Annotated in this window: 25 protein-coding genes; 10 read left to right on the top strand and 15 right to left on the bottom strand. The window is 65.8% G+C overall.

Features of this window, described 5'->3' with window-relative positions; all coding sequences use genetic code 11:
* Positions 1 to 105: 105 nt before the first annotated feature.
* Both CGLAUT_RS04815 and CGLAUT_RS04810 read right to left on the bottom strand, forming a co-directional pair.
* Positions 106 to 864: a type 2 periplasmic-binding domain-containing protein gene (locus CGLAUT_RS04815; RefSeq protein WP_290186653.1), complete on the bottom strand. Its 759-nt coding sequence runs from the start codon at positions 862 to 864 to the stop codon at positions 106 to 108.
* Between the two features lie 71 nt (positions 865 to 935).
* Positions 936 to 1,526, bottom strand: a complete 591-nt coding sequence (locus CGLAUT_RS04810) for a general stress protein (protein ID WP_290186652.1) — start codon at positions 1,524 to 1,526, stop codon at positions 936 to 938.
* A 58-nt stretch (positions 1,527 to 1,584) separates the two neighbouring features.
* Here CGLAUT_RS04810 and CGLAUT_RS04805 point away from each other — a divergent pair, with 58 nt between their 5' ends.
* Positions 1,585 to 2,733: an Mrp/NBP35 family ATP-binding protein gene (locus CGLAUT_RS04805; RefSeq protein ID WP_290186651.1), complete on the top strand. Its 1,149-nt coding sequence runs from the start codon at positions 1,585 to 1,587 to the stop codon at positions 2,731 to 2,733.
* 1 nt (position 2,734) lies between these two features.
* On the opposite strand, the gene CGLAUT_RS04800 is transcribed toward CGLAUT_RS04805, so the two are convergent.
* Genes CGLAUT_RS04800 through sigE form a run of 3 tightly spaced genes read right to left on the bottom strand, consistent with a single transcriptional unit; the run spans position 2,735 to position 4,335 of the window.
* Positions 2,735 to 3,214, bottom strand: coding sequence for a twin-arginine translocase TatA/TatE family subunit (locus CGLAUT_RS04800; protein ID WP_290186650.1), 480 nt, complete (start codon positions 3,212 to 3,214; stop codon positions 2,735 to 2,737).
* Positions 3,215 to 3,258: 44 nt separating this feature from the next.
* Positions 3,259 to 3,633 carry an anti-sigma factor gene (locus tag CGLAUT_RS04795; RefSeq protein ID WP_290186649.1) on the bottom strand — a complete coding sequence of 125 codons (375 nt, stop codon included), beginning with the start codon at positions 3,631 to 3,633 and terminating at the stop codon, positions 3,259 to 3,261.
* Positions 3,634 to 3,693: 60 nt separating this feature from the next.
* Positions 3,694 to 4,335 carry an RNA polymerase sigma factor SigE gene (gene sigE / locus CGLAUT_RS04790; protein ID WP_425551713.1) on the bottom strand — a complete coding sequence of 214 codons (642 nt, stop codon included), beginning with the start codon at positions 4,333 to 4,335 and terminating at the stop codon, positions 3,694 to 3,696.
* 159 nt (positions 4,336 to 4,494) lie between these two features.
* Between sigE and CGLAUT_RS04785 the strand changes: the two genes are divergently transcribed.
* The gene (locus CGLAUT_RS04785) at positions 4,495 to 5,163 is read left to right on the top strand and encodes an O-methyltransferase (RefSeq protein ID WP_425551717.1); all 669 of its coding nucleotides are present in this window, start codon (positions 4,495 to 4,497) and stop codon (positions 5,161 to 5,163) included.
* Between the two features lie 13 nt (positions 5,164 to 5,176).
* Here CGLAUT_RS04785 and glgC read toward each other — a convergent pair whose 3' ends face one another.
* Complete coding sequence (gene glgC, locus CGLAUT_RS04780) at positions 5,177 to 6,394, bottom strand: glucose-1-phosphate adenylyltransferase (protein ID WP_095659719.1); 1,218 nt, start codon at positions 6,392 to 6,394, stop codon at positions 5,177 to 5,179.
* A gap of 179 nt (positions 6,395 to 6,573) precedes the next feature.
* Here glgC and glgA point away from each other — a divergent pair, with 179 nt between their 5' ends.
* Together glgA and CGLAUT_RS04770 are read left to right on the top strand one after the other, a co-directional pair.
* Positions 6,574 to 7,740, top strand: coding sequence for a glycogen synthase (gene glgA, locus CGLAUT_RS04775; protein ID WP_095659718.1), 1,167 nt, complete (start codon positions 6,574 to 6,576; stop codon positions 7,738 to 7,740).
* Between the two features lie 15 nt (positions 7,741 to 7,755).
* A complete protein-coding gene (locus CGLAUT_RS04770) occupies positions 7,756 to 9,171 on the top strand; it encodes a GH32 C-terminal domain-containing protein (RefSeq protein ID WP_290186647.1) in 1,416 nt (471 codons plus the stop codon).
* Between the two features lie 70 nt (positions 9,172 to 9,241).
* Here CGLAUT_RS04770 and CGLAUT_RS04765 read toward each other — a convergent pair whose 3' ends face one another.
* From CGLAUT_RS04765 to dapE, 7 genes are read right to left on the bottom strand one after another with little or no spacing between them, the layout of a single operon-like run.
* Positions 9,242 to 10,105, bottom strand: a complete 864-nt coding sequence (locus CGLAUT_RS04765; RefSeq protein WP_290186645.1) for a methyltransferase domain-containing protein — start codon at positions 10,103 to 10,105, stop codon at positions 9,242 to 9,244.
* Positions 10,106 to 10,146: 41 nt separating this feature from the next.
* Positions 10,147 to 10,314, bottom strand: coding sequence for a DUF3117 domain-containing protein (locus CGLAUT_RS04760; RefSeq protein WP_095659715.1), 168 nt, complete (start codon positions 10,312 to 10,314; stop codon positions 10,147 to 10,149).
* Positions 10,286 to 10,678, bottom strand: a complete 393-nt coding sequence (locus CGLAUT_RS04755; RefSeq protein ID WP_290186643.1) for a cell division protein DivIVA — start codon at positions 10,676 to 10,678, stop codon at positions 10,286 to 10,288. Before CGLAUT_RS04755 ends, CGLAUT_RS04760 begins: the two co-directional genes overlap by 29 nt.
* Before the next feature lie 10 nt (positions 10,679 to 10,688).
* Complete coding sequence (locus CGLAUT_RS04750) at positions 10,689 to 11,471, bottom strand: glucosyl-3-phosphoglycerate synthase (RefSeq protein ID WP_290187026.1); 783 nt, start codon at positions 11,469 to 11,471, stop codon at positions 10,689 to 10,691.
* Between the two features lie 50 nt (positions 11,472 to 11,521).
* Positions 11,522 to 12,358, bottom strand: a complete 837-nt coding sequence (gene folP, locus CGLAUT_RS04745) for a dihydropteroate synthase (protein WP_290186641.1) — start codon at positions 12,356 to 12,358, stop codon at positions 11,522 to 11,524.
* Positions 12,359 to 12,362: 4 nt separating this feature from the next.
* Complete coding sequence (locus CGLAUT_RS04740; protein ID WP_290186639.1) at positions 12,363 to 13,172, bottom strand: LOG family protein; 810 nt, start codon at positions 13,170 to 13,172, stop codon at positions 12,363 to 12,365.
* 41 nt (positions 13,173 to 13,213) lie between these two features.
* Positions 13,214 to 14,299, bottom strand: a complete 1,086-nt coding sequence (dapE, locus tag CGLAUT_RS04735; RefSeq protein ID WP_290186637.1) for a succinyl-diaminopimelate desuccinylase — start codon at positions 14,297 to 14,299, stop codon at positions 13,214 to 13,216.
* A 19-nt stretch (positions 14,300 to 14,318) separates the two neighbouring features.
* Between dapE and CGLAUT_RS04730 the strand changes: the two genes are divergently transcribed.
* From CGLAUT_RS04730 to CGLAUT_RS04705, 6 genes are all read left to right on the top strand, one after another.
* A complete protein-coding gene (locus CGLAUT_RS04730) occupies positions 14,319 to 15,272 on the top strand; it encodes a 2,3,4,5-tetrahydropyridine-2,6-dicarboxylate N-succinyltransferase (protein WP_290186636.1) in 954 nt (317 codons plus the stop codon).
* Positions 15,273 to 15,374: 102 nt separating this feature from the next.
* Entirely contained in the window at positions 15,375 to 16,805 is a 1,431-nt protein-coding gene (locus CGLAUT_RS04725) for an amino acid permease (protein WP_290186634.1), read from the top strand.
* Between the two features lie 152 nt (positions 16,806 to 16,957).
* Entirely contained in the window at positions 16,958 to 18,316 is a 1,359-nt protein-coding gene (locus CGLAUT_RS04720; protein WP_290187024.1) for an amino acid permease, read from the top strand.
* A gap of 10 nt (positions 18,317 to 18,326) precedes the next feature.
* Positions 18,327 to 19,298, top strand: a complete 972-nt coding sequence (gene dapD, locus CGLAUT_RS04715) for a 2,3,4,5-tetrahydropyridine-2,6-dicarboxylate N-succinyltransferase (RefSeq protein WP_290186632.1) — start codon at positions 18,327 to 18,329, stop codon at positions 19,296 to 19,298.
* Position 19,299: 1 nt separating this feature from the next.
* Entirely contained in the window at positions 19,300 to 19,875 is a 576-nt protein-coding gene (locus CGLAUT_RS04710; protein ID WP_290186631.1) for a GNAT family N-acetyltransferase, read from the top strand.
* A 40-nt stretch (positions 19,876 to 19,915) separates the two neighbouring features.
* The gene (locus CGLAUT_RS04705) at positions 19,916 to 21,073 is read left to right on the top strand and encodes an HNH endonuclease signature motif containing protein (RefSeq protein ID WP_290186630.1); all 1,158 of its coding nucleotides are present in this window, start codon (positions 19,916 to 19,918) and stop codon (positions 21,071 to 21,073) included.
* Positions 21,074 to 21,176: 103 nt separating this feature from the next.
* On the opposite strand, the gene CGLAUT_RS04700 is transcribed toward CGLAUT_RS04705, so the two are convergent.
* Both CGLAUT_RS04700 and dapC read right to left on the bottom strand, forming a co-directional pair.
* Positions 21,177 to 21,695, bottom strand: a complete 519-nt coding sequence (locus tag CGLAUT_RS04700) for a GtrA family protein (protein WP_290187022.1) — start codon at positions 21,693 to 21,695, stop codon at positions 21,177 to 21,179.
* 71 nt (positions 21,696 to 21,766) lie between these two features.
* On the bottom strand, positions 21,767 to 22,942 hold the full coding sequence (gene dapC, locus CGLAUT_RS04695; protein WP_290186628.1) for a succinyldiaminopimelate transaminase: 1,176 nt from the start codon (positions 22,940 to 22,942) through the stop codon (positions 21,767 to 21,769).
* Between the last annotated feature and the right edge of the window lies 1 nt (position 22,943).

Genomic DNA, 22,943 nt, shown 5'->3' with positions numbered 1-22,943 from the left:
GAAGATGATCCCCGCGGGCCGGTTGCGTGTTTGCGCGCAGTCGCGCTGTTGTGCAGTCGCGCAGACGCGCTGTTGCGCGGACAGGCTGCGAAACAGGCGGTGCAGCTAGTTTTCGGGAGCGAGTCCGATCGTGATGTTTGCGTACTCCATGAGCCACTCGGACACGGCTGCGCGCACCGGTTCACCGCTTTCGACCCGCTCAGCGGCCTCGGCGATATCTTCGGTGGACATCACGCGGGTGATGAAGTTGATTCGCTGCACCGTACGACGGTCAAACTTCGAGTCGGTGAAGATCGGGACGATGTTCTGCGGCAGCTGCGGCTTTCCCGCCGGCGCGGTGCCCGGCTGGGCAGCTGGCGCAGTGCCCGGCTGGGTCGCCGGCTGAGGCTGAGTTGCCGAGAATCCTGCGCCGCAGCCTTGGGCCGGCGACGGATCAACCGTGCGGATGTCCGCCGGGAACGTGCCTTGCATGGCATCGTACGTAGCCACGGACAGCGCCTCCCCGGTTTCACCGGAGGCCGCAAGTGCGCGTGCGGCGGCGTGATCCTGCGCGTCCAGCAACGTCCCGGTGCAACTGATGACCAGGTCGACCTCCTGAGTGCGTAGCAGCTGCACAGCGTCGCGCTCCGCGAAATCGGACAGGCTGATCACTCCCACGGCGTAACCCATGGAGTTGAAGATCTCACTGTAGATCTCCCCCAGCACGACCTGCTCGGCGGAATCGGGATCAATCCCGATCGACACCGGCCGAGTGTCGCTGAACGCGGCTAACGCGTTGTCTGCAGTTGAGCACCCAACAAGAAGCGCCGACGCCGCGGCAAGTGCCGCTGCGCCGGCGATCGAGCGTTTCGGGTTGACTCCCATGGTTAAGCCCTCCCTTGCTCTCGGCGGGGAATCGTGAATCTGGTCTACGACTCTACCGCGCCGATGACGCGCTACTGCGCGTTGCCCGGGCCACCCGGGTTGTCGGAGTGCGGAGCATTGTTCGGCTGCTCCGGCTGTGCCGGCCGCTCCGGCTGTGCCGGCTGCTCCGGCGGCCGCTGTCCCCGGGCGCCCGCGGCGATCAAGTCGCGCGCCTGCGGCGCCATGTCCGCCTCGCACAGCACGTCGTAGTGGCCGGCAACAATGGCCGTCGCCGAGGAAAAGTCACGCCGGCCGCCGGAGAACGCGTAAGCAATCGCGGCGAAAACCAAGCCGAACACGGCACCGATCAGCAGGGACCAAACAAGTACTGACCACCCGGTGCCCGGCATGGCGAAAAGCGCGAAGATCAAGCCGATGAACATGCCCATCCACAGCCCGGACAGCGCACCGCCGCCCAGCACCCGGCCCCAAGTCAGACGGCCAGTGATGTTTTCCACCTGCATGAGGTCCACACCCACGATGGTGAGCTTCTCAACGGGAAACTCACGATCCGACAGGCTGTCGACGGCCTCCTGCGCTTCGGCGTAGGTGTCAAACGAGCCGACCGGCCATCCGGACGGCACTTCACGGATTTGGAGCTGACGACGATTGGGATTGGTCATAGTGAAGAAGTATACAGATGACCTTGCATTTCCCCGGGGCCTATACTTGCCTTTTGATATGGCTACAGCACTTTCAGAATCCCAAGTCCGCGATGCGCTTGCGCGGGTTGATGACCCCGAGATCGGCAAACCCATCACCGAACTCGGCATGGTCGAGTCGATCCAGCTCTCCCCCGCCGACTCCGTCGGCCTCACCGACGTTCATGCCGGCATCTACCTCACCATCGCTGGCTGCCCGATGCGCGACACCATCGAATCCAACGTCCGCGCAGTCCTCGAGGAACTCGACGGCGTCGGCACCGTCACCGTCACTCTCCACACAATGAGCGACGAGCAGCGCCGCGCCCTCTCAGAGAAGCTCCGCGGCGAACAGACCGGGCCGGTCATCCCGTTCGCCGACCCGGATTCGCGCACTCGCGTATTCGCGGTCGCCTCCGGCAAGGGCGGTGTCGGCAAATCCTCAATGACCGTCAACCTCGCCACCGCCATGGCCGCCCAGGGCCTCACGGTGGGCGTCATCGACGCCGACATCTACGGCCACTCCATCCCAGGCCTCATGGGGTCGCAGGACAAGGGTCCCACGGTTGTCGACGACATGATCATGCCGCCGATCAGCCACAACGTCCGCCACATCTCCATCGGCCAGTTCGTGGAAGGCAACGCGCCCATCGTCTGGCGCGGGCCCATGCTCACCCGCGCCATCCAGCAGTTCCTCGCCGACGTCTACTGGGGCGACCTCGATGTCCTCTTCCTCGACCTCCCGCCTGGCACCGGCGACGTCGCCATCACGGTCGCGCAGCTTGTGCCCACCGCCGAGCTCATCATCGTCACCACCCCGCAGGCCGCCGCGGCCGAAGTCGCCGAGCGCGCCGGCACCATCTCGCAACAGACAGATCAGCCCATTGCGGGAGTCATCGAAAATATGGCAGGGCTGTTGCTTGACGACGGCTCCGTTGTCAACGTCTTCGGAGAAGGCGGCGGCCAGCAGGTGGCAGACCGCCTCACGGCGCTCACCGATTCCGACGTGCCACTGCTCGGCTCGATCCCGCTCGACCCTGCCCTGCGCGCAAATGGCGACATCGGCACCCCTGTCGTGCTCTCAGACCCGGATGCTCCGGCAGCCAAGGCGGTGCAGGGGATCGTCGAGAAGCTTAAAGTGCGACGAAACTCGCTGGCGGGCAAGAACCTCAACCCGACGGTGAAGTAGCCTAAACCACGTCCTCCCAGGAGAATCCCGCGGTGCGCTTCGGCTCACCAGGCTGCTCCGGCGCCGGTGGCGGCGTCTGGTTTTGCGGGCTGGGGCGGGGCCCGGAGTTGACCTGCTTGGGCTGTGCTGGTTGCGCTGGTTGCGCTGGATGCTCCGGCTGTTGTGGCTCGTTGTCGGCGAGCGCGCGGCGCGGATCGAACTCGTCTAAGTACTCCTCGTCGCCCTCGAAGAGCAGCGACGACACCGCGCGGCGCGGGCCCATGGCGGCGTACTTGGACACGGTGTTAATCGGCTCGCGGAACTCCTCGAAGCCTTCCAACTCGCCATTGAGCTCACGCTTCGCGTTCGCGATGCCTTTGCGCGCGGCGTAGATGGCGGCTCGGACGTCTTCGACAACGCTGGGCAGGCGCTCCGGGCCGATCACGATCAGCCCGATGATCAGCAGGAAGAAGAACTCAGTCCATCCGAAGTTCGATAACACCTCTCACACCCTACCCTCGTGCGAATCTTCTTCAGCGCTTCGACTTAGTGCTTGCGTTTGACTGCGCGCAGCACGCTGACCACCCGGTTAAGCAGATTCTGCGCAAAGCTACGCGGGGAGCGCGGGACGTGCTCATCCGTCGCTCCTACTCCTGCGGCGATGTCTGCTTCGGACAAGCGGGCCAGGCGCTCGACGAGGAAGTCCGGGGCCCGCACCCCGTCAGCGCCGCAGCTGCGCACGCGTTCCGCCGCCCCGCGCTGGGCGACTATCTCCTCGTGGCACTCCTGGCACTGCGCGATGTGGTCCATCGCCCGACGGCGCGCGGAGTGACCAAGCTCGTTGTCAACGAACGCGGCAACTGCCTCGGCGCTTAGATGATCGGTGGAAGAAAAGCGGGGCTTATCTGCGCGTTTGACCATGGTCACCGCTCTCCTTTCCGATTGCCATTCAAAGGGTACTCGCGAAGCGGAGCACACGGCTTAGCGGGTGCGCAGCAGCTCCTTCGTGGCGGTGTCGTGCACTGCCTGAGCCTCTAGGGATTCGCGCAACTGTGTACGGCCGCGGTGAATGCGGGAGCGAACGGTGCCCATCTTCACGCCGAGGGTTTCGGCGATTTCCTCATAGCTCATGCCCACGACATCACAGAGCACTACTGCGACGCGGAAGTCCGGACCCAACTCATCCAGCGCCCGCTGCAGTGCCGGGTCGAGGTTGGTGGCGGAGTACGCCTGCTCCGGGGTCAACGCGGTGCCGGGCACGCGCTCGTAGTCGTCCGGTAGCTCTTCCATCCGGATCTTCGAGCGGTGGCGCACCATGTCCAGAAACAGGTTGGTGGTGATTCGGTGCAGCCAACCTTCGAAGGTGCCCGGCTGGTAGTTCTTCAGGTTGCGGAACACGCGCATGAACGTCTCTTGTGTGAGGTCTTCCGCGTCATGCTGGTTACCGGAGAGACGAAACGCCAGACGGTAGACGCTGTCCGCGTGCTCGGCGACCAGCTCCGACCAGCTCGGCATCTCCCCGTGGCCAGCGTCGAACGCGGCGGTCCCGGTCAGCGGCTGCGTCATCTCAGCGTCGCTAGCGGTTTCAAGGTGCGCGGCAGGATCGGAAGTCACGAGTGCCATTGTGTCAGAGTGTCGCCGGTTACACCCAGGGAACGAACTGACAAAACGCTGTGCAAATCGGCTGTGCGAATCAGCTGCGCAAATCTCACCGCACAATGCCCGGGCCGCTCCCACCCGCCGTCTATGATGAATCCCGTGAGTGAGACAGCGTTTACCCAGATGACCGCCTACATCAACGCGCAAGCCAGCGCCAACGGCGAAGGCGGCGAAGGCGGCGAGGGCAACGACGCGCTTCGCGAAGCCCTCGACCACGCGTACACCGAGGCGGAGGAAAACGGCGTGCGCGCGCCGAGTGCCGTTGTGGGTTCGCTCCTGGCGACGCTCGCGGCCGGGGCCGGCACGGCCGGCCAAGGCGCCGTCGCTGTCACCCCCGCTGCCGGCGTTGTCGGTCTCCACATTCTGCGCGGACTGCCGGACAAGGCAACGCTGACCTGCATCGAACCGGAGGCAGCGCTGCAAGCCGGCGCGAAGGAAGCGTTCCGCCTCGGCGGCCACTCCCCTTCGCGCGCGCGTTTCCTCACCGCTCGCCCGCTCGACGTTATGGGGCGCCTAGCCACCGACGCCTACCAGCTCATCTACGCCGATGTCGCGCCCCTGGAGATGGCACCGCTCATCGACAACGCCTGGCCACTGCTCACCCAGGGCGGAACCCTCATCATCGCCGATTCGCTTCTCGACGGCACACTGTCCGACCCATCACGGCGCGATCGCGAGACAGAAGCCGCCCGACAGGCTGACGCTCATGCAGCTGCGCTTGGGGTGGATAACGCAGCCGTCGTCACGCGCTTGCCCCTTGATGGGGGCCTGACGCTGATCACGAAACGTTAGGCCGGGCCTTCCTTTAAACCACTTCACTCTTGCCGACGACCACGACGTCGCTGTCAGAGACGGTGTAACGGGAACGGTCGCGCTCCAAGTCGACGCCGATGATCTCACCGTCGGAGACGTAGACGTTCTTGTCCAAGATCGCGCGGCGCACGACAGCACCCTTGCCGATGCGCACGCCCGGAAGCAGCACGGAGCCCTCGACCGTCGCACCCTCCTCCACGCGGACATCGGTGGAGATCACCGAGTTGCGCACCGTCGCACCGGAGATGATCGAGCCGGATGCCACCATCGACTCCTGCGCAATACCGCCCATGACGAACTTCGCCGGCGGGAGGTTCGAATCCTCCGTCGAGTGGATCGGCCACGCCTTGTTGTAGAGGTTGAAGATCGGGTGCGAGGAGATCAAGTCCATGTGCGCGTCGTAGAACGAGTCGATGGTGCCGACGTCGCGCCAATAGCCCTTGTCGCGATCGGTCGCGCCCGGAACTTCGTTGGAGGAAAAGTCGTAGACGTTGGCCTGCCCCTGGGACACGAAGTACGGGATGATGTCGCCGCCCATGTCGTGGGAGGAATCCTCGTTCTGCTCATCCTCCAGCAGCGCCTTGATCAGCGGCTCGGTGGTGAACACGTAGTTGCCCATCGACGCGTAGGTCATCTCCGGGTCGTCCGGGGTGCCCGGCGGGTCGGCCGGCTTCTCCAGGAACTCGGTGATAGTGCCGTCCTCGGTGGACTGGATGCAGCCAAAGGCCGTCGCCTCTGCGCGCGGGACGCGGATGCCCGCTACCGTGGCGTCCTTGCCGGACGCAATGTGGTCTTCCACCATTTGCGACGGATCCATGCGATAGACGTGGTCCGCACCGAAGACCAGGACGTAGTCCGGCATATCGTCATAAATCAGGTTCAGCGACTGCACAATCGCGTCCGCGGAACCGGTGTACCAACGCTTGCCGCGGCGCTGCTGCGCAGGCACCGACGCGATGTACTGCGGGGTCGGGCCGGAAACGTTCCACGCGGTGGCCACGTGGCGGTCAAGCGAGTGCGACTTGTATTGGGTCAGGACCGCGATACGCATGTAGCCGGCGTTGACGAGGTTCGACAAAACGAAGTCGATCAGACGGTAGGTCCCGGCAAAGGGAACAGCGGGTTTTGCACGGTCGGCGGTTAGCGGGAACAGGCGTTTTCCCTCACCGCCAGCGAGGACGATGGCGAGGACTCTTGGCTGGCTCTTCATATTGTTTAGGGTATTGAAACTGCCCGAATCGCGCAGGACATTGACGACGATTCGGGCACCGCATCCCGCCCCACGGGGGTAGCCCGCGACGCGGCGGGCGAGTTGGGCGGCGTGGCCGTCGGCGCGAGCCAAGCTGACGTCCGTGCAGCACGTTTTAAACGCAACTAAGCTCGGCGGGCATGAGAGTCGGAATGATGACCAGAGAGTATCCGCCGGAGATTTACGGCGGTGCAGGCGTCCACGTCACCGAACTGACCCGTTTCATGCGCGACATTGTCGATGTCGACGTGCATTGCATGGGAGCTCCCCGCGACGAGAAGGACGTCTACGTCCACGGGGTTGACCCTGAACTGGAAGATGCCAACGGCGCAATCAAAACGTTGTCCACCGGCCTTCGCATGGCGGATGCAGTGGGCAAGGTCAACGGCGGGCTAGATGTCGTGCACTCCCATACCTGGTACTCCGGCCTCGGCGGCCACCTCGCCGGCCTGCTCAACGACATTCCGCACGTGGTCACCGCCCACTCACTGGAGCCGGACCGCCCTTGGAAGCGCGAGCAACTCGGCGGCGGCTACGACATCTCCTCTTGGAGCGAAAAGAACGCCATGGAGTACGCAGACGCCGTAATTGGTGTCTCCGCCGGCATGAAAGACGCGATCCTGCGCGCCTACCCGCGCATCGACGAGTCCAAGGTTCACGTCGTGCTCAACGGCATCGACCCGGAGAAATGGTTCCCAGAGAAAGGCACTATTGCCGACGAGTTGGGCGTGGACACCTCCCGCCCAATCGTCTCTTTCGTCGGGCGCATCACCCGGCAAAAAGGTGTGCCCCACCTGCTGAAGGCGGCGCAGCACTTCGATGAGGACGTGCAGCTCATCCTCTGTGCAGGCGCGCCGGATACTCCCGAGATCGCTGAGGAGACAAACGCTCTCGTCGAAAAGCTTCGTGCAGAGCGCGACGGGGTGTTCTGGGTGCAGGAGATGCTGCCGTCGGAGCGCATCCGCGAGGTGTACTCGACCTCCGATGTGTTCGTGTGCCCCTCAATCTATGAGCCGCTGGGCATTGTGAACCTGGAGGCAATGGCCTGCGGAACCGCCGTCGTCGCATCGCGTGTGGGCGGCATTCCCGAGGTGGTCGTGGACGGCGAGACCGGCACGCTGGTGGATTACGACGAGTCCGATCCGGAGACCTTCGAGCGTGGGCTGGCGGAGGCCGTCAACGCAGTCGCTGGCAACACCGACAAGGCTGCGCAGATGGGCGAGGCGGGCCGCCAGCGCGCCGTGGCGGACTTCTCGTGGGCGACCATTGCGCAAGAAACCGTGGACATTTACAAGCAACTGATCTAGGAAAACTCCAGGCTAATGACTGTTTACCGACCAGAACTGCACGTCACCGCGGACAGCGGCGTCCTCGAGGGTCCGGCGGGGGTGATCCGCCTTGGCAAGCCCGAGCAACGTGTTTGGCACATGTTCTACCAGTACGCCGATGAGCCGGGTGGGCCGAGCCGCTGGGGCCACAACATGAGCGAAGGCGACCCGTTCAGCTGGTTCGAGTGCAACGACGCGATCGTGCCGATTGACGACGAGACGCACGTGCGCGCCGGTGCCGTGGTTGGCAGCGAAATCAACGACGGCGGTGTGGACTTTTACTTCACCTCGCGCACCGACGCCGGCAACACGATTCAGCTCGCGCGCGTCGATGACATTGACGCGCTGTGCGACGACCTCGACGAAGACGTACGCGTCTCCGCGGCCGTCGAGCGCCTAGGGGTCGTTGTCGATGACGCGGGCGAGTACGGCAACTTCCGCTCCCCCTGCGTCATTCCTGGTTGGGACAGCGCCGCCAACCGCGACGAGGGCCATGAAGGCTGGCTCATGCTCGCCGTGTCCGGCCCCACCGACCACCCGAAGCCGGTGGTCCTGCACTCCGCAGACGGCCGCGATTGGACCTTCGACGGCCCGCTCGAGTTCGACGGCGATCCGGGCTTAGACTTGGACGATTCGCTAGTCGCCCCGCGCCTGGTGCGGCTGCGCGACGAGGTGGACGACAACATTTACGACGTCCTGTTCCTCACCATCGAGCGCGACGGCAAGGACATCGCCTGCTACATCATTGGCACGCTCGAGGGCAATGTGTTCCACGTGGTCACGCCGGGTCAGCTCTTCGACCACGGTCACGACTTCACCCGCCCGCGCAACACCAACTACCCGCGCGACGTGGAAAACGAGCTGGGGCGGTACGACCGCGCGTACCTCTACGGCTTCATGACCAACTCTGGCCGCAAAGGCGACCCGACCGGCGAGCCGAACTGGGACGCAGAGGGGTGGGCCAACGCGCTCACACTGCCGCGCCGCGTCACCCTGCAGCACGGACACCTTTATCAGGTGCCGGCGCCGGGGCTGCCGGAAGCGATCGATGCGTCCGAGCGCGCGCTGCTGTGGGCGGCGCTGTGCGACATCCCGTCCGACTCAGCGATTGTCGCCGAGGTGCTCGACGCGTCCGGCGAGCCAGCTGCGCGGATCCGCCACAGCGGCGACCAAATCGAGCTGGACCGCTTCGACGGGGAGCCGAAGACGGCGCAGCTGCACGACGATGACGAGGACAACATCACCATCATCGTCGACGGCTCCACGCTTGAGGTCTACGCCGGCGGCGGCAGCGTTGTCATGTCCTCGCGCTTCTGGCCTACAGGCGGAAGCTCCGGCATCCGCGTGCGCACCAACGGCGACGCCGAGATCTACAGCGAGTGGCGCCGCGGCTACGCCGCGCTGCGCTAACATTCAGCTGGGCTAACACTCAGCGGCTCCCCGCGCCGCACCGCGTCCACTCGCCCGCGTTCACCCGCGCCTACGCCTTGCGCAGGCGGATCAGCTGCGCGCGGGCGGTGACTTCGAGACGCTCCGGCAGCGCGGCCACGCGCTCCTGCAGCGTCGCAGGGTCTACGTGGCGAGCGGACGGACTCATACCCACCTGCGCAGCGATGGCCTCGCGCTCGAGCTGCATCGGGAACTCGATCAGCTCGGCGTCCCCCACCGGCGTCAGGTAACCCTGCGCCTGCTCGAGCATCCGCTCGAGCTTGCCTTCCTCCACGCCCAGGATCCCCAGCGGCTCCCGCAGCTCGTCGAGGTGGCCCTGGTCTGCCGTTAGGATGACTGCCTCGCCACCGTCGACAAGCACTCGGCGAAATTCCGCCGGGTTGCGCGGAGCGAAGATGACTGTGATGGCGTGGGCGCTACCGTCGATAAGCGGGATGCGCTCCCAGACATCGGCGACGACCGCGCCGACCCGCGGGTGCGACTTCGCGAGGTGCTTTGCGGCCGGCACGGAAATGTCGAGGCCGACACCGCGCGAGCCCTCAACCGTGTCGAGAGTGTGCGAGAGGTAGTAGCCGGTGCCTGCGCCGACCTCCAAGATGACCGGCTCGGCGACGTCTGGGGCCGAAGTCTCCAGCACATCCTCGACGGCCTCCGTCACCGCCTCGACAAACGGGGCGAAGTAGCCCTGCGATAGGAATGCTTCGCGCGACTGCACCATCTCAAGGGAGTCGCCGTCATGATTCAGCCCCTTGCCGCCGGCGAGCGTGACGTACCCCTGGCGGGCAACGTCGTACGAGTGGCCGGACTCGGACACGAGGCGGGAAAAGTCGTCCGCACCGCGCAGCGGGGACAGGTCGACCGGGTCAGCCAGCACGTCGACGATATCTTTGAGCATGGACTGATAGTACCGCGCAGCCTCAGCGCGGTTGAAACGCGCTACTCCGCAGCGTCGAGCAGAAGCTGGCCTAGTTCGGCGGCTTCCTCTTTGCTCATCTCCACCACAAGGCGGCCGCCGCCGTCGGACGGGATGCGCATCACAATCTTGCGGCTTTCTTCAACAGCCTCCATCGGGCCGTTACCGGTGCGCGGTTTCATCGCTGCCATGCGTCGGTTCTCCTTCGGGTCTAACCACTACTTCCGGAGAGTCTACGCTCTTTTGCGCGTCCCCATCTTTGCCTGCCGCCACGGACACCGTTCCAGCGGCCGGCTGAGCTGGCGTTTCGCTCGTTCCCGTCAGCTGCGCGATGAGCGCATCCACCTGGTCCATGCGGTATCCCCGGTGCACCACCTCGAGCTGGATGTCGTCGACCCGCCCCTCCTCGACCGCGCGGCGGTTCGCTTCCTTCACGTCGGCAGTTTCCATCATCGGCGGCAGCGCTTCGCCCCGGCCGAACACCGCAGAGAACAGCCACAGGCCGAGCACACTGAACACGATCAGCGCGATGATGAGCATGATCCAGGAAAGCATGGGGCTTATCCTAGCTGGCCGTCCACGGCGGTCGCTGGTCCACCTCCGCACCGAGGCCCGCCCGATTCAGTATGGTGCGCGCCACCACGTCCGCCATCGGCGCCAGCTCAGCCAGCGGTCGGTTGCGGTGGGTGCGATGGCCCAGGTCAGTCTGGGCAATGCTTATCGACGCCCCGTTAGCCGCCACATCGATCAACAACCCGACGTCCACGCCGTAGCCCGCAACAAAGGGCAGTTCGAGGGCGGTGCTGCGGCGGATGGCGTACTCGCCAGCAAGCGGTTGGTCGATGTGGCCGAGTTCAGGGAAGAACGCGCGCAGCAGCGGTTTGGCGGTGAGTTCGGTGACGCGGCCCCCGCCGCGCCCGTGCGCACCCTCGTCACGGGTGTAGGTCGCCTTCACCAGGTCGATGCGGGGCTGGGCCTCGGTGGCACCGTCGGCGAACGGCGCGACGAGGGCGTCGATCCACCACGGCTCGACGTTGGTCACGTCTGCGTCGACGAACACGACGACGTCGCCGCGGACCGCGCGCACCCCACGCCACAGCGCCTCGCCTTTGCCGGGCACCGGCTCACGCGGGTCCACGTCGCGCCAGTTCACCACCGTCGCGCCCGCCTCGGCGGCGACCCGCGCAGTCGCGTCGGTGGAGTCGGAGTCGATGACCAGCACCTCGCCCGCGCCAGTGCCTGTGGCTGCGCCAGTGCCTGTGGCTGCGCCAGCGAGAGCGTCGGATGAAAGGCACGCGGCCACCACGTGCGCGACGGTGGCCTCCTCGTTGAGCGCCGGGATCACCACGCTCACCGCAGGCGATGGGGCCGCCGACGCGGGCGCGGACTCTGTCGGGGTCACGCGAGGCCCCTGACGGTCGCCAACGGCGCGGCGGTGCCCTGGATCGCGGCAGTCATGCGGATCACGTCGACGGTCTCGCGCACCTGGTGCACGCGGAACGCAGCAACGCCGCGCGCCGCGGCCCAAGCGGTTGCAGCGAGTGTGCCGGCGACGCGCTCGTCCACGGCGCGGCCCACGGTCTCGCCGACGAAGTCCTTATTCGACAGCGCCATAAGTACTGGCCAACCCGTCGCCACTAGCTCATCGACGCGGCGCAGGATCTCGAGTCCGTGGAAGGTGTTCTTGCCGAAGTCGTGGGTCGGGTCGATGAACACGGCCGCTTCAGGCACACCGACCGAGACCGCACGCTCAGCAAGGGCGGTGGTTTCGCGGATGACGTCGGCCACGACGTCGTCGTAACGCACGCGGTGCGGCCTGGTTCGAGGAACCGCTCCCCCGGTGTGCGAGCAGACGTAGCCGACCTTGTTTGCGCCGGCGACCTCGACGAGTTCCGGGTCGAAGCCAGCCCAGGTGTCGTTCACCAGCGTGGCGCCGGCGTCGATCGCGGCCTGGGCCACGCTCGCGCGCCAGGTGTCCACGCTGATCGTCACATCCGGATGCGCCGCGCGCACAGCCGCGATCACGGGCGCGACCCGATCGATCTCCTCACGCTCGTCGACGTTGTCGCCGGGGCCTGCTTTGACTCCGCCGATGTCGATGATGCTCGCGCCGTCGATAATGGCCTGGCTCGCGCGCTCGACTGCTTTGTCCACCGCAAAGGTCGCGCCCTTGTCGTAGAACGAGTCGGGGGTGCGGTTCACAATCGCCATGACTGCGGCGAGCTGGGATGCCATCGGGCTAGCGGTTTTCCTGCTCGCCCCGCTGTTCGCGCAGGCGGCCGTCTGTCATCACCTTGTGGGCATCGACGATGTGCTGGACGGCCTCGTCGACGGAGTCAGTGACAATGAACAGCTCGTCGTCGCCCGGCGAGATCAGGCCGCGGGCGAGCTGCTGGTTGCGCATCCAATCGACAAGCCCGGACCAGAAGTCGGTGCCCATCAGCACGATCGGGAAGTTGGTGACCTTGCCAGTCTGCACCATGCACAGCACCTCGAAGACCTCATCCATCGTGCCGAAGCCGCCCGGCAGCGAGATGAACGCCTGCGAGTACTTCAAGAACATGGTCTTGCGCGCGAAGAAATAGCGGAAATTCAGACCCAGATCGACCCAGTCGTTCAGGCCCTGCTCGAAGGGCAACTCAATGCCCAGGCCAACGGAGATGCCGTCGGCCTCATGCGCGCCACGGTTCGGGCCCTCCATCAGGCCCGGGCCGCCGCCGGTGACTACGGCGTAGCCAGCCTCGGTCAGCGCTTTGCCCACCTGGCGGGCCTGCTCGTACTCCTCAGTCCCCTCGCCCAGGCGCGCCGAGCCGAAAACGGTGACGGCCTTCGGCAGCTCGCTGAGCGCATCGAAGCCGGCGACGAACTCGGACTGGATGCGCATGACGCGCCACGGATCGGCGTGCTTCCAGTCGTGGTCGGCATGGCCCATGGATTCAAGTAACCGCTGGTCGTAGGTGGTTGGCTGCTGAGCCTGCTCGCTGCGGACCATTATCGGCCCGCGGAGTTTGCGTTCGCGGCCTGGCCTGGGGGTGATGTGAGGGGCCATGGAGGTAGGTGTGCTCCTTGTATTGGTTGTCGCGCTGGCGGTTATCGCGTCAAGTACTGCAGCAGCTGCTCCGACACGTGCCGGATCTGCGCCGTTGGGCACTGTTCGTCGCGCTTGTGGGCGTACCCCGGGTCGCCGGGCCCGAAGTTGACAGCCGGGACACCCAGACTAGAGAAGCGTGCAACGTCCGTCCAACCGTATTTCGCCCGGAAGTTGCCGCCCACGGCCGCGACCAAGTTCGCCGCGACCGGGTCGTCCAACCCGGGCAGGGCTGCAGGCGCCACGTCGTCGTAGGTGAGCGTCAGGCCGTCGTCAAGCGAAAGTGCTTCCTCGAGGTGGGCCTTGGCCTCCTCGATCGAGCGATCCGGCGCGTAGCGGAAGTTGATGGTCAGGCGCGCGAAATCCGGGATGGTGTTGGTGGCCACGAAGCCTTCCATGCCCACAACGTTGAGGCCCTCGCGGTACTCGCAGCCCGCGATGGTGACGGTGCGCGGCTCGTACGCCGCCACCCGCGTGAGCACCCCGGCGAGGTTGTGCGCGGCGTTTTCCCCCAGCCAGCTGCGCGCGGAGTGGGCGCGGGTGCCGTGCGCGTCGACGAAGACGCGGATCGAGCCCTGGCACCCGGCTTCGATGATGCCGCCGGAGGGCTCGCCGAGCAGTGCGATGTCGCCCGCGAGCAGCTCCGGGTGGTCGCGCTCGAGGTGGTAGAGGCCGTTGAACTCGGTGGCTACCTCCTCGCCCTCGTAGGCGATCAGTGTCAGGTCGAACGCCGCGCGCTCCGGGTCCTGGCTTAAGCGCGCGAATGCGCCCAGGTAACACGCCAGGCCGGACTTCATGTCCACCGCGCCGCAGCCGAACAGCGTCTCGTTGCCGTCGACGTCGGGGCCGATGCGGTGCGGCGTGTTGTCCGCCAGCGGCACCGTGTCCACATGCCCCGCCAGCACGACGCGCTGCTCGCGGCCGAAATTGGTGCGCGCCACCAGCGTGTTGCCGAAGCGCTGCACGTCCACGCCCGACAGCCCGCGCAGCTCGGCCTCAAGCACGTCCGCGATCGCGGCTTCGTGGTGGGACGGGGACTCGATATCGATGAGGGTGGCGGTCAAGGCCACCGGGTCGTCGTTAAGCACAAGCCCTTATTATGGGTGCATGCCGCTAGGAGCTCAAGGTACAGGCATTGCAAACATTGCGATCGACGGCACGGTTCTGGACACATGGTTCCCGAGCCCTTCGCTTATCGACGGCCCGTTAGATGCCCCTTCTGGCACCCACCGCGTCTCCGCGCGCGACCTGTCCGACCGGTTTCTGAACCTGGTCGGGATGGATCATGACCGCCTGGTGGAGCTGGTGCCGGTGCAGACCCGCATTGCGGATCTGTCGGAGCCGCCGGTGGACGCGCACGACGTGTATCTGCGGCTGCACCTGCTCTCACACCGGTTGGTACGCCCCGGCGAGATCAATATGCACGACTGCCTGGAGCACCTCGTGCCCGTGGTGTGGACGAATAAGGGGCCGTGCCTGTCCGACAACTTCGAGTACATCCGGACGAATCTGCGCTCGCGCGGAATGATCCAAGTGTGGTCGATTGAGCCGCTGCCGCGGATGGTGGACTACGTCGTGCCGTCGGGTGTGGCGATCGCGGAGGCCGAGCGCGTGCGGTTGGGTGCATACCTGGCGCCGGGTACATCCGTGGTGCGCGAGGGGTTTGTGTCCCATAACGCCGGGTCGCTGGGGCCCGCGAAAATTGAAGGGCGGATGTCGTCGTCGGTGACGGTTGGCGAGGGCACCAAAATCGCGCTGTCCGCGAACGTGATGGCCGACGAAGGCGAGGGACGCAACCGGCTGCCGCTGCATATTGGGCGCGACTGCGTGCTGCGCCACTCGGCGGGCCTGATTGGCGTGGATCTTGGCGATAACTGCGAGGTCGGCCTCAACGTAGTGCTCGCGCCCGAGACCGTGGTGTTCGACGCGCGCGTTGGCGAGCAGGTCAAGGCGCGCGAGCTGTCGGGGCAAAACGATCTGCTGATTGCGCACGAGCCGTTCTCGAACTCGCCGGTGGTGCGCACCAGGCCGCAGCGCGGAACCGATCTGCGCGAGCCGTAGTTTCCGAGGCGGGTGCAATGGGCCGTCGATAAGCTTTGCGCCGGGCCTTTGGACTGACCCGCAGTGGTTGGGTGCGGTGAGGTGCAGTTTAGAGTGAGGAGCATGTCATCTACGCTTCCCGCTGCGTCTACCGAGACTTCGGAGACTGCGGCGACCTCGCTCGGGCGGGGATTGAAAACGCGCCACCTGACCATGATGGGGCTCGGCTCCGCGATCGGCGCCGGGTTGTTCTTGGGCACCGGCGTCGGCATTTCCGCTGCCGGACCTGCCGTGCTGCTGGCGTATGTGATTGCCGGGGCCATCACCGTGTGCATCATGCAGATGCTCGCGGAGATGGTGGCGGCGCGGCCGTCGTCGGGCACGTTCTCTACTTATGCCGAGATGGCGTTCGGGCCTTCTGCCGGCTTCACCATCGGGTGGCTGTACTGGTTCATGATGATCATGATCATGGCCGTGGAGATCACCGGCGCGTCCGCGATCATCGCCGCGTGGTTCGGCATTTCAGCGTGGATTCCGGCACTGGTTGCCATCGTGTGCTTCACCCTGATCAACTTCGCTGCGGTGAAGAACTACGGCGAGTTCGAGTTCTGGTTCGCGCTGATTAAGGTGCTGGTGATCGTCGCGTTCCTGGTGCTGGGCACGCTGCTGTGGCTAGGCCTGCTGCCGGGGACGTCGTTTATGGGGCTGGAGAACGTGCGCGAGGTCGGGTTCATGCCCAACGGCTGGGGTGGCGTGGCGACAGCGCTGTTGGCCGTGGCGTTCGCGTTCGGCGGCATCGAGCTGGTCACCATTGCCGCGGCGGAGTCCGAGGACCCGGAGGTGGCCGTCCACTCTGCGATCCGCACCATCATCTGGCGCATTTCGGTGTTCTACATCGGGTCGGTGCTACTGATCGTGCTGCTGCTGCCGTTTGAGCAAATCGGCGGCGCGTCGAACGCCTCCGAGTCGCCGTTCACCGCGGTGCTCTCGATGGCGAATATCCCGGGCGCGGTTGGAATCATGGAGGCGGTTATCGTCATCGCGCTGCTCTCGGCGTGCAACACGCAGGTTTACGGCTCCTCGCGGTTCCTGCACAACCTCGCGGTGCGCGGCGATGCCCCACCGGCGTTTGCCGCCACGGATGCGCGCGGCGTGCCGATGCGCGCAGTGATCGTCTCTGTGCTCTTCGGCTTCGGCGCGGTGGCCTTGCAGTACTGGAACCCGCCGGGGTTGCTCGCGTTCCTGCTCAACGCGGTCGGCGGCTGCTTGATTGTGATTTGGTTCGCGATCGCCTTTTCATTCCTCAAACTACACCCGCAGCTCGTTGAGAGCGGCGAGCTCACCCACGTGCGCATGTGGGCCCCGCACTGGCTGCCGTGGGCAACGATTGTGCTCGCAGCCGGCATCGTGGCGCTCATGCTCACCAACCCGGACGGCCGTTTCCAGGTCATGGCCGTTGCCATCGTCGTCGGCGTGATCGCCGCCGCCGGCGCGATCTGGACCCGCACCGACACCTTCGCGCGCAACGCCGCGCCGGAAAGGACCCACCAATGAGTGGCAGCAAGACCTCCGCCAGCAACGAACCCGCCCGCGGCAGCGCCAGTACCCGCGGCAGCGCCAGTACCAGCGGCAGCGCTAGTACCCGCGGCAGCGCCGACGCCGCCTCCGAACTCGGCACCGGCCTGAAGTTGCGCCACCTGACCCTGATGGGCCTGGGCACCGCCGTCGGCGCGGGCCTCTTCCTCGGCGTCGGTGTGGGGATCCGCGCCGCCGGTCCGGCAATCCTCATCGCGTACGTGATCGCCGGCGCGATCGTGATCTCCGTGATGCGCATGCTCGGCGAGATGGCGGCAGCGCGCCCGAGTTCCGGCTCGTTCGCCACCTACGGCCGCCAGGCGTTCGGACACTGGGCGGGCTTCCTGCTCGGCTGGATCTACTGGTTCCTGCTCATCATGGCCTGCGGCGCGGAAATTACCGGCGCCTCCGCCATCATGGCTGGCTGGTTCGACGTGCCGCAGTGGCTGCCGGCGCTGATCGTCGTCTCAATCCTCACCGCTGTCAACCTCGCGCAGGTCAAAGGCTTCGGCGAGTTCGAGTACTGGTTCGCGATGATCAAAATCGTAGTCATCCTCGCTTTCCTGGTCATCGGCGCCGCGCTCTGGCTCGGCCTGCTGCCCGCCTCCGGGTTTGTCGGCTTCGAAAACGTCCGCGCGTCCGGCTTCGCCCCCAACGGCATCACCGGCATCGCGGCGGGCCTGCTCGCCGTCGCCTTCGCATTCGGCGGCATCGAGGTGGTCACCATCGCCGCTGCGGAATCCGAGAACCCCGCCGAATCCGTCAAGCGCGCAGTGAACTCGATTATCTGGCGCATTGCCCTGTTCTACGTCGGCTCAGTCGTCGTCATTATCCTGCTCCTCCCCTACGCGCAGATCGACGGCGCCAACACCGCCGCAGAATCCCCCTTTACCCAGGTCCTCGACATGGCGAACATCCCCGGCGCCGCCGGATTCATGGAGGCCGTGATTGTGCTCGCGCTACTCTCCGCGTTCAACGCGCAGATCTACGGCACCTCCCGCATCGCCTACCAGCAGGCGCTCGAAGGCGACGCCCCGCGATGGATGGCCAGAACCAACGCCAACGCCGTGCCCACCAACTCCGTGCTGGTCTCGGTTTTCTTCGCGTTCGCCGCCGTCGGCCTGCAGTGGTGGAACCCGCCCGGCATGATCGACTTCATCATGGCCGCGACCGGCGGTTGCCTCATCGTCACCTGGATCATGATTACGCTCAGTTACATCAAGCTCCACCCCCAGATCCACGGCTCAGCAGTCCAGGTCCGCGGCGCGTCGTGGGTACCGTGGACCACCCTCGTCGCCCTCCTCGGGCTGACAGGGCTCATGCTTTTCGACGACTCGTCGCGCTCCCAAGTCATCGCAGTCAGTGTCCTCTCCGCGATCTTGATTGCACTGTCGTTTACCACGCGGAACATCCCGCCGCTTGCGCGCGCCAACAACACCGCAAACAACGCAGCGCGAGCCCACGCTGAGACCTCCGAGACGGTGCTTTAAGGTGGATGCCATGACTGTCTCCTTCGCATCCGGACGCGGCCTGGCATCGATCGCGCAAGACGGCACGGTATTAGATGTCTGGTTCCCGGCGCCAAACGTCGATAAGCAAGTGTCCGAAACTGGAACCCACCGTGTGGAAGAAGCCGACTCGCGCTTCGCACACCTAGTGGGGCGCGACGAAAAGCGCAACGTCGAGCGAGTGGCCGTGGAAACCTCGATTGCGGACCTCGCTGCGCCGGCAACCGACGCTTACGACGTGTACCTGCGCCTCCACCTGCTGTCGCACCGCATTGTGCGCCCGCACGAGCTGAACATGGACGGCGTGTTCGGGCTGCTGTCGAACGTGGTGTGGACGAACCACGGCCCGTGCTCCGTGGCCGATTTCCAGACTGTGCGCGGCCGCCTCGCGGAAGATGGTCCGGTCGTGGTGTACTCCGTGGACAAGTTCCCGCGTATGGTGGATTACATCGTGCCGTCGGGCGTGCGCATCGGCGACGCGGATCGCGTGCGCCTGGGCGCGTACCTAGCCGAGGGCACGACCGTGATGCACGAAGGTTTTGTGAACTTCAACGCTGGCACGCTCGGCGCATCGATGGTCGAGGGCCGCATTTCCGCAGGCGTTGTGGTCGGCGACGGCACGGACATCGGCGGCGGCGCGTCGATTATGGGCACGCTGTCCGGCGGTGGCAAGGAGACCATCACCCTCGGCGAGCGCTGCCTGCTCGGCGCCAATGCGGGTGTGGGCATTTCGCTTGGCGACGATTGCGTGGTCGAAGCCGGCCTGTACGTCACCGCCTCCTCCAAGGTGGTCCTGACCAGCGAGGTCGCGGGCGCGCTGGGCAAGGAAGCCGGTGCCGAGGTCAAGGCGCTGAAGCTGTCCGGCAAGAACGGACTACAGTTCCGCCGCAATTCGCTCTCGGGCGCCATCGAGGTCGTGCCGGCGAAGGGCATCGAGCTCAACGAAGCGCTCCACGCGAACTAGCGTGCCCGCAGCTAGCGTGCCCGCAAGCAGCGTGACCGCCGAGTTCTCCTGGCCCATCCCCTGCCTGCCACTGCGCGACGGCGAGCTGGAGCTTGTGCCGTGGGGCGAGGTGGCGTCGATAAGCAATGTGCGCGAGGACCTTGTTGAGTCCTGCAACGACCCGCGCATGGTGCGCTGGACGCAGGTGCCGCACCCGTACACCGAGGCGCACGCCGCGGCCTTCCTGGAGATGCCCGCGAACGAGCTGCGGTGGGCGCTGGTGGTCGACGAACGCTACTGCGGCAACGTCGCGCTGCGGCTCGTGTCGGAGCAGCATCGCGCAGCGGAGTTCGGCTACAACGCGGCGCAGTGGATGCGTGGCCGCGGCATGATGACGCGCGCCGTGCATCTGGTAACCGAGCATGCGTTTGCGCACAGCTTCCACCGGCTGGTGATTCGCGCCAACGTGGACAACGCTGCCTCGCGCCACGTCGCCGAGGCGTGCGGCTACACCCTCGAAGGCGTGTTGCGCGGTGCGGAGCTGTTGCACGGCGAATTCGTCGACCTCGCGCAGTACGCGCGCCTGACCGCGGATTAACTTCTTTACAGAACCGGTTGTTTCGTTTATTGTGCGGGGTATGGCGTTCTCCGCACTTCTCGAAGCGATGTCTAGCTCCGCGCTGGACTCGCTCGTTGCCTTCGACCGCGACGCCGCGCTCGCCGCAGGTCTCGAGCCCAACAAAGTGCGCAGCTGGGGCCTCGTCCACAGCGCATACTTCGGCCCGACCAAGTTCACCCGCAAGCAGCAAGAAGCCGTCGCCCTCGCACGCGCCGGCAGGTTTTCCCTCGATCAGCTCGCCCTCATCGAGCGTCGCATTTCGCATTTGCTTATCGACGCCCAGTGGACAACGCGCCTCCAACTCCTCTCCCGCCCGTGCACGTACGACGCCCTCGCGCGACGTATCCGCCAACTGATCCCCGCCGAGCAGAAGCCGCCGAAGAAACAGATGTCCTTCTCTGCGTCCAAGGCAGGGCTGCGGCGCATGAGCGTCACCGCCGACGAGCGCGACATGGCCGACCTAGAACACCGCCTCACCCGCGACATCGACCCGTCGAAGCCGGTGTCGCCACAGATGCTCGACGCCTTCATCGATCTCCTCCGCAGCGCCGCCCCCGGCGACAACTCCAGCGGCAACTCCGGCGAACACCCCGCCGCCACCCCAAACTGCGCCGACTCGCCCGCCACCACCAGCCCGGCATCGCAGCCGCGCGTGCCGTACGCCAACCCGCGCCCGATCATCATCGTGCCGCTGGAAACTCACCTCAAGATCCTTAGCGGCGAGGGCGACGACGTCCGCCTCGGGCTCACCGACGGCACCACGATGACTGGCGCCGAATACCTCGAGGCGCGTTATGGCAAGGAGCTCGAAGTTGCGCTATTCGCCGCGCAAGACGGTGCGGTGAACCTCTACCGCGAGGTGCGCCTAGCTAACCAGAAGCAGCGAGACCTCGCAAGGATCTCGATGCCAATCTGTCCAGTGCCCGGTTGCCGACACGGCGCCGACTCATGCGAAATCCACCACATCAAAGCGTGGAAACACGGCGGTGAAACCAACATCGCCAACCTTGCCCCACTGTGCCGATATCACAACCGGGTCAACGACGACGACCCTCAGCGTCGAAAACGCGGCCGCATAGAAATGGTGCGCGGAACCCCGACGTGGTGTTCGCCGCGCGGCTATCACGTGCGCAACACGCTTCACCCGTTTGCAGCAATGCACCTGCTATTCGGCTAGCCGAGCTTGCAATTATCGACGTCTGCAATTACCCGGGCTAGCGGGTTTGTACACCTACCGAATTTGCTCGCACACCGATTCTGCGCGCCTACGATAGGGCTGATCAGTTTACTGGGACAACTTTCGGCTTCCCGAAAGTCCAGAACTTATTGATGATGAAGTTCACCGGCATCGCCACCAACGTGGAGATCGCCTGCGCCCAGTACGACTTGGTGCGCAGCCCGGTCGAGTCGTCAAACACGCTGTCCGGCAGCGCGATCGGCGAGGACGGGTTCATGAGCAGTGTCATGCAGGTCAGCGAGACTACGAATGCCACCACACCGGTCGCCAGGAACGGGAAGTAACCGCGCAGCCACGACCGCTGCTCCACGTGGCGGAACGTCCACGAACGGTTCAGCTGGTAGTTCCACGTATTCGCCACCACAAAGGCGATGGTGGATAGCACATGGTACCAGCGCACATTGAAACGCGTGCCGAAGAGGTTGAAAAACACGTCCGTCTCGTGAATGCCAATGCCGGAGTCCAGCAGCTTCTTGCACACATAGAACACGGCAAGGTTGACCAGCACCCCGGAGCCGCCGACGATGCCGAACTTCACGAACTCGCGCAGCCCCACCGCCAAACGGTGAGCGCGCGACGTGCCTACGCCAGCTGTGGCGACGGCGTTGGTACTGCGTGGTTGTGCTGCTCCCGTCACTGCGCGGTGGTCTCCTGGCCGGCGTCACCGGCGGTGGTCTCCTGGCCGGCGTCACCGGCGGTGGTCTCCTGCGCGGTGAGGCGGCGCACGGCGTCGGCGATCTGCTCGTCGGAAGCGGTCAGGGCGACCCGGACGTGGTTCGCGCCAGCAGGGCCGTAGAAGTCGCCGGGCGCGGCCAGGATGCCGCGCTCCGCGAGCCAATCCAGCGCCTCGCGGGAGTTCACCCCATCCTTGCGGCACCAGAGGTAGAGGCCGGCCTCGGAGTCGTCGATAGTAAAGCCCGCGCTGGTGAGCGCCTTGAGCAACGCGGCGCGGCGCATGGCGTAGGCGGAAGCTTGCAAGCGCTCGTGGAGGTCGTCGGCAAGCGCCGCAACCATCGCGTGCTGGACGGGGCCCGGCACGATGAGGCCGGCGTGCTTGCGCACCAGGAGCAGCTCCTGGACCAGGTCGCGGTCGCCCGCGATCGTGCCGGCGCGGTACGACGCGAGGTTCGACGTCTTCGATAACGAGTGCAGCGCGAGCAGACCCGTGTTGTCACCGCCGGAGACCTCGGGGTGCAGCAGCGACACGGGCTGGGTGGCCCAGCCGAGGCCCAGATAGCACTCGTCGGACGCGATGATGGCGCCGGTCTCACGGCCGAACTCGACCCACGCGCGCAGCTCGTCGGCGCCCATCACCCGCCCCGTCGGATTCGACGGCGAGTTCAGAAAGACCAGGGCGGTGTCTGTCGGGGCGGTCGCGGGGTCGTCGCAACGCTGCACCGTGCACCCAGCCATAAGTGCGCCGACCTCGTACGTGGGGTACGCGACCTCCGGGATGACGACGGTCTGGCCGCGCAGGCCCAGCAACGTCGGCAGCCACGCGATCGCCTCCTTCAGCCCGATGACCGGCAGCACCGACTCAGTGTCCAGGCCCGCGATGCCGAAGCGGCGCTCGAGCGCGTCGACGATGGTGCGGCGCAGCTCTGGGGTGCCGGCGGTCTGCGGGTAGCCGGGCTCCGCGGCGTGTTCGGTGAGCGCGAGCTGAATCGACGGCGCGACCGGGTCGACAGGCCCACCCACGGACAGGTCGATCAGTCCGCCAGGGTGCGCGGCGGCGGTTGCCTTGACGTCGGCGATCGTGTCCCAGGGGAAATCGGGCAGCGAAGCACCCAGCGGCGTGCGCTGTGTCATC

It is taken from the genome of Corynebacterium glaucum (assembly GCF_030408855.1).
GTDB lineage: Bacteria > Actinomycetota > Actinomycetes > Mycobacteriales > Mycobacteriaceae > Corynebacterium > Corynebacterium glaucum.
This window is presented reverse-complemented; position numbering and strand designations above follow the sequence as displayed.

Coding starts and splice junctions, on each gene's coding strand:
- CGLAUT_RS04815 (WP_290186653.1), bottom strand. CDS start 864: ATGGGAGTCAACCCGAAACGCTCGATCGCCGGCGCAGCGGCACTTGCC.
- CGLAUT_RS04810 (WP_290186652.1), bottom strand. CDS start 1,526: ATGACCAATCCCAATCGTCGTCAGCTCCAAATCCGTGAAGTGCCGTCC.
- CGLAUT_RS04805 (WP_290186651.1), top strand. CDS start 1,585: ATGGCTACAGCACTTTCAGAATCCCAAGTCCGCGATGCGCTTGCGCGG.
- CGLAUT_RS04795 (WP_290186649.1), bottom strand. CDS start 3,633: ATGGTCAAACGCGCAGATAAGCCCCGCTTTTCTTCCACCGATCATCTA.
- sigE (WP_425551713.1), bottom strand. CDS start 4,335: ATGGCACTCGTGACTTCCGATCCTGCCGCGCACCTTGAAACCGCTAGC.
- CGLAUT_RS04785 (WP_425551717.1), top strand. CDS start 4,495: ATGACCGCCTACATCAACGCGCAAGCCAGCGCCAACGGCGAAGGCGGC.
- glgC (WP_095659719.1), bottom strand. CDS start 6,394: ATGAAGAGCCAGCCAAGAGTCCTCGCCATCGTCCTCGCTGGCGGTGAG.
- glgA (WP_095659718.1), top strand. CDS start 6,574: ATGAGAGTCGGAATGATGACCAGAGAGTATCCGCCGGAGATTTACGGC.
- CGLAUT_RS04770 (WP_290186647.1), top strand. CDS start 7,756: ATGACTGTTTACCGACCAGAACTGCACGTCACCGCGGACAGCGGCGTC.
- CGLAUT_RS04765 (WP_290186645.1), bottom strand. CDS start 10,105: ATGCTCAAAGATATCGTCGACGTGCTGGCTGACCCGGTCGACCTGTCC.
- CGLAUT_RS04760 (WP_095659715.1), bottom strand. CDS start 10,314: ATGGCAGCGATGAAACCGCGCACCGGTAACGGCCCGATGGAGGCTGTT.
- CGLAUT_RS04755 (WP_290186643.1), bottom strand. CDS start 10,678: ATGCTTTCCTGGATCATGCTCATCATCGCGCTGATCGTGTTCAGTGTG.
- folP (WP_290186641.1), bottom strand. CDS start 12,358: ATGGCATCCCAGCTCGCCGCAGTCATGGCGATTGTGAACCGCACCCCC.
- CGLAUT_RS04740 (WP_290186639.1), bottom strand. CDS start 13,172: ATGGCCCCTCACATCACCCCCAGGCCAGGCCGCGAACGCAAACTCCGC.
- CGLAUT_RS04730 (WP_290186636.1), top strand. CDS start 14,319: ATGCCGCTAGGAGCTCAAGGTACAGGCATTGCAAACATTGCGATCGAC.
- CGLAUT_RS04725 (WP_290186634.1), top strand. CDS start 15,375: ATGTCATCTACGCTTCCCGCTGCGTCTACCGAGACTTCGGAGACTGCG.
- CGLAUT_RS04720 (WP_290187024.1), top strand. CDS start 16,958: ATGGGCCTGGGCACCGCCGTCGGCGCGGGCCTCTTCCTCGGCGTCGGT.
- dapD (WP_290186632.1), top strand. CDS start 18,327: ATGACTGTCTCCTTCGCATCCGGACGCGGCCTGGCATCGATCGCGCAA.
- CGLAUT_RS04705 (WP_290186630.1), top strand. CDS start 19,916: ATGGCGTTCTCCGCACTTCTCGAAGCGATGTCTAGCTCCGCGCTGGAC.
- dapC (WP_290186628.1), bottom strand. CDS start 22,942: ATGACACAGCGCACGCCGCTGGGTGCTTCGCTGCCCGATTTCCCCTGG.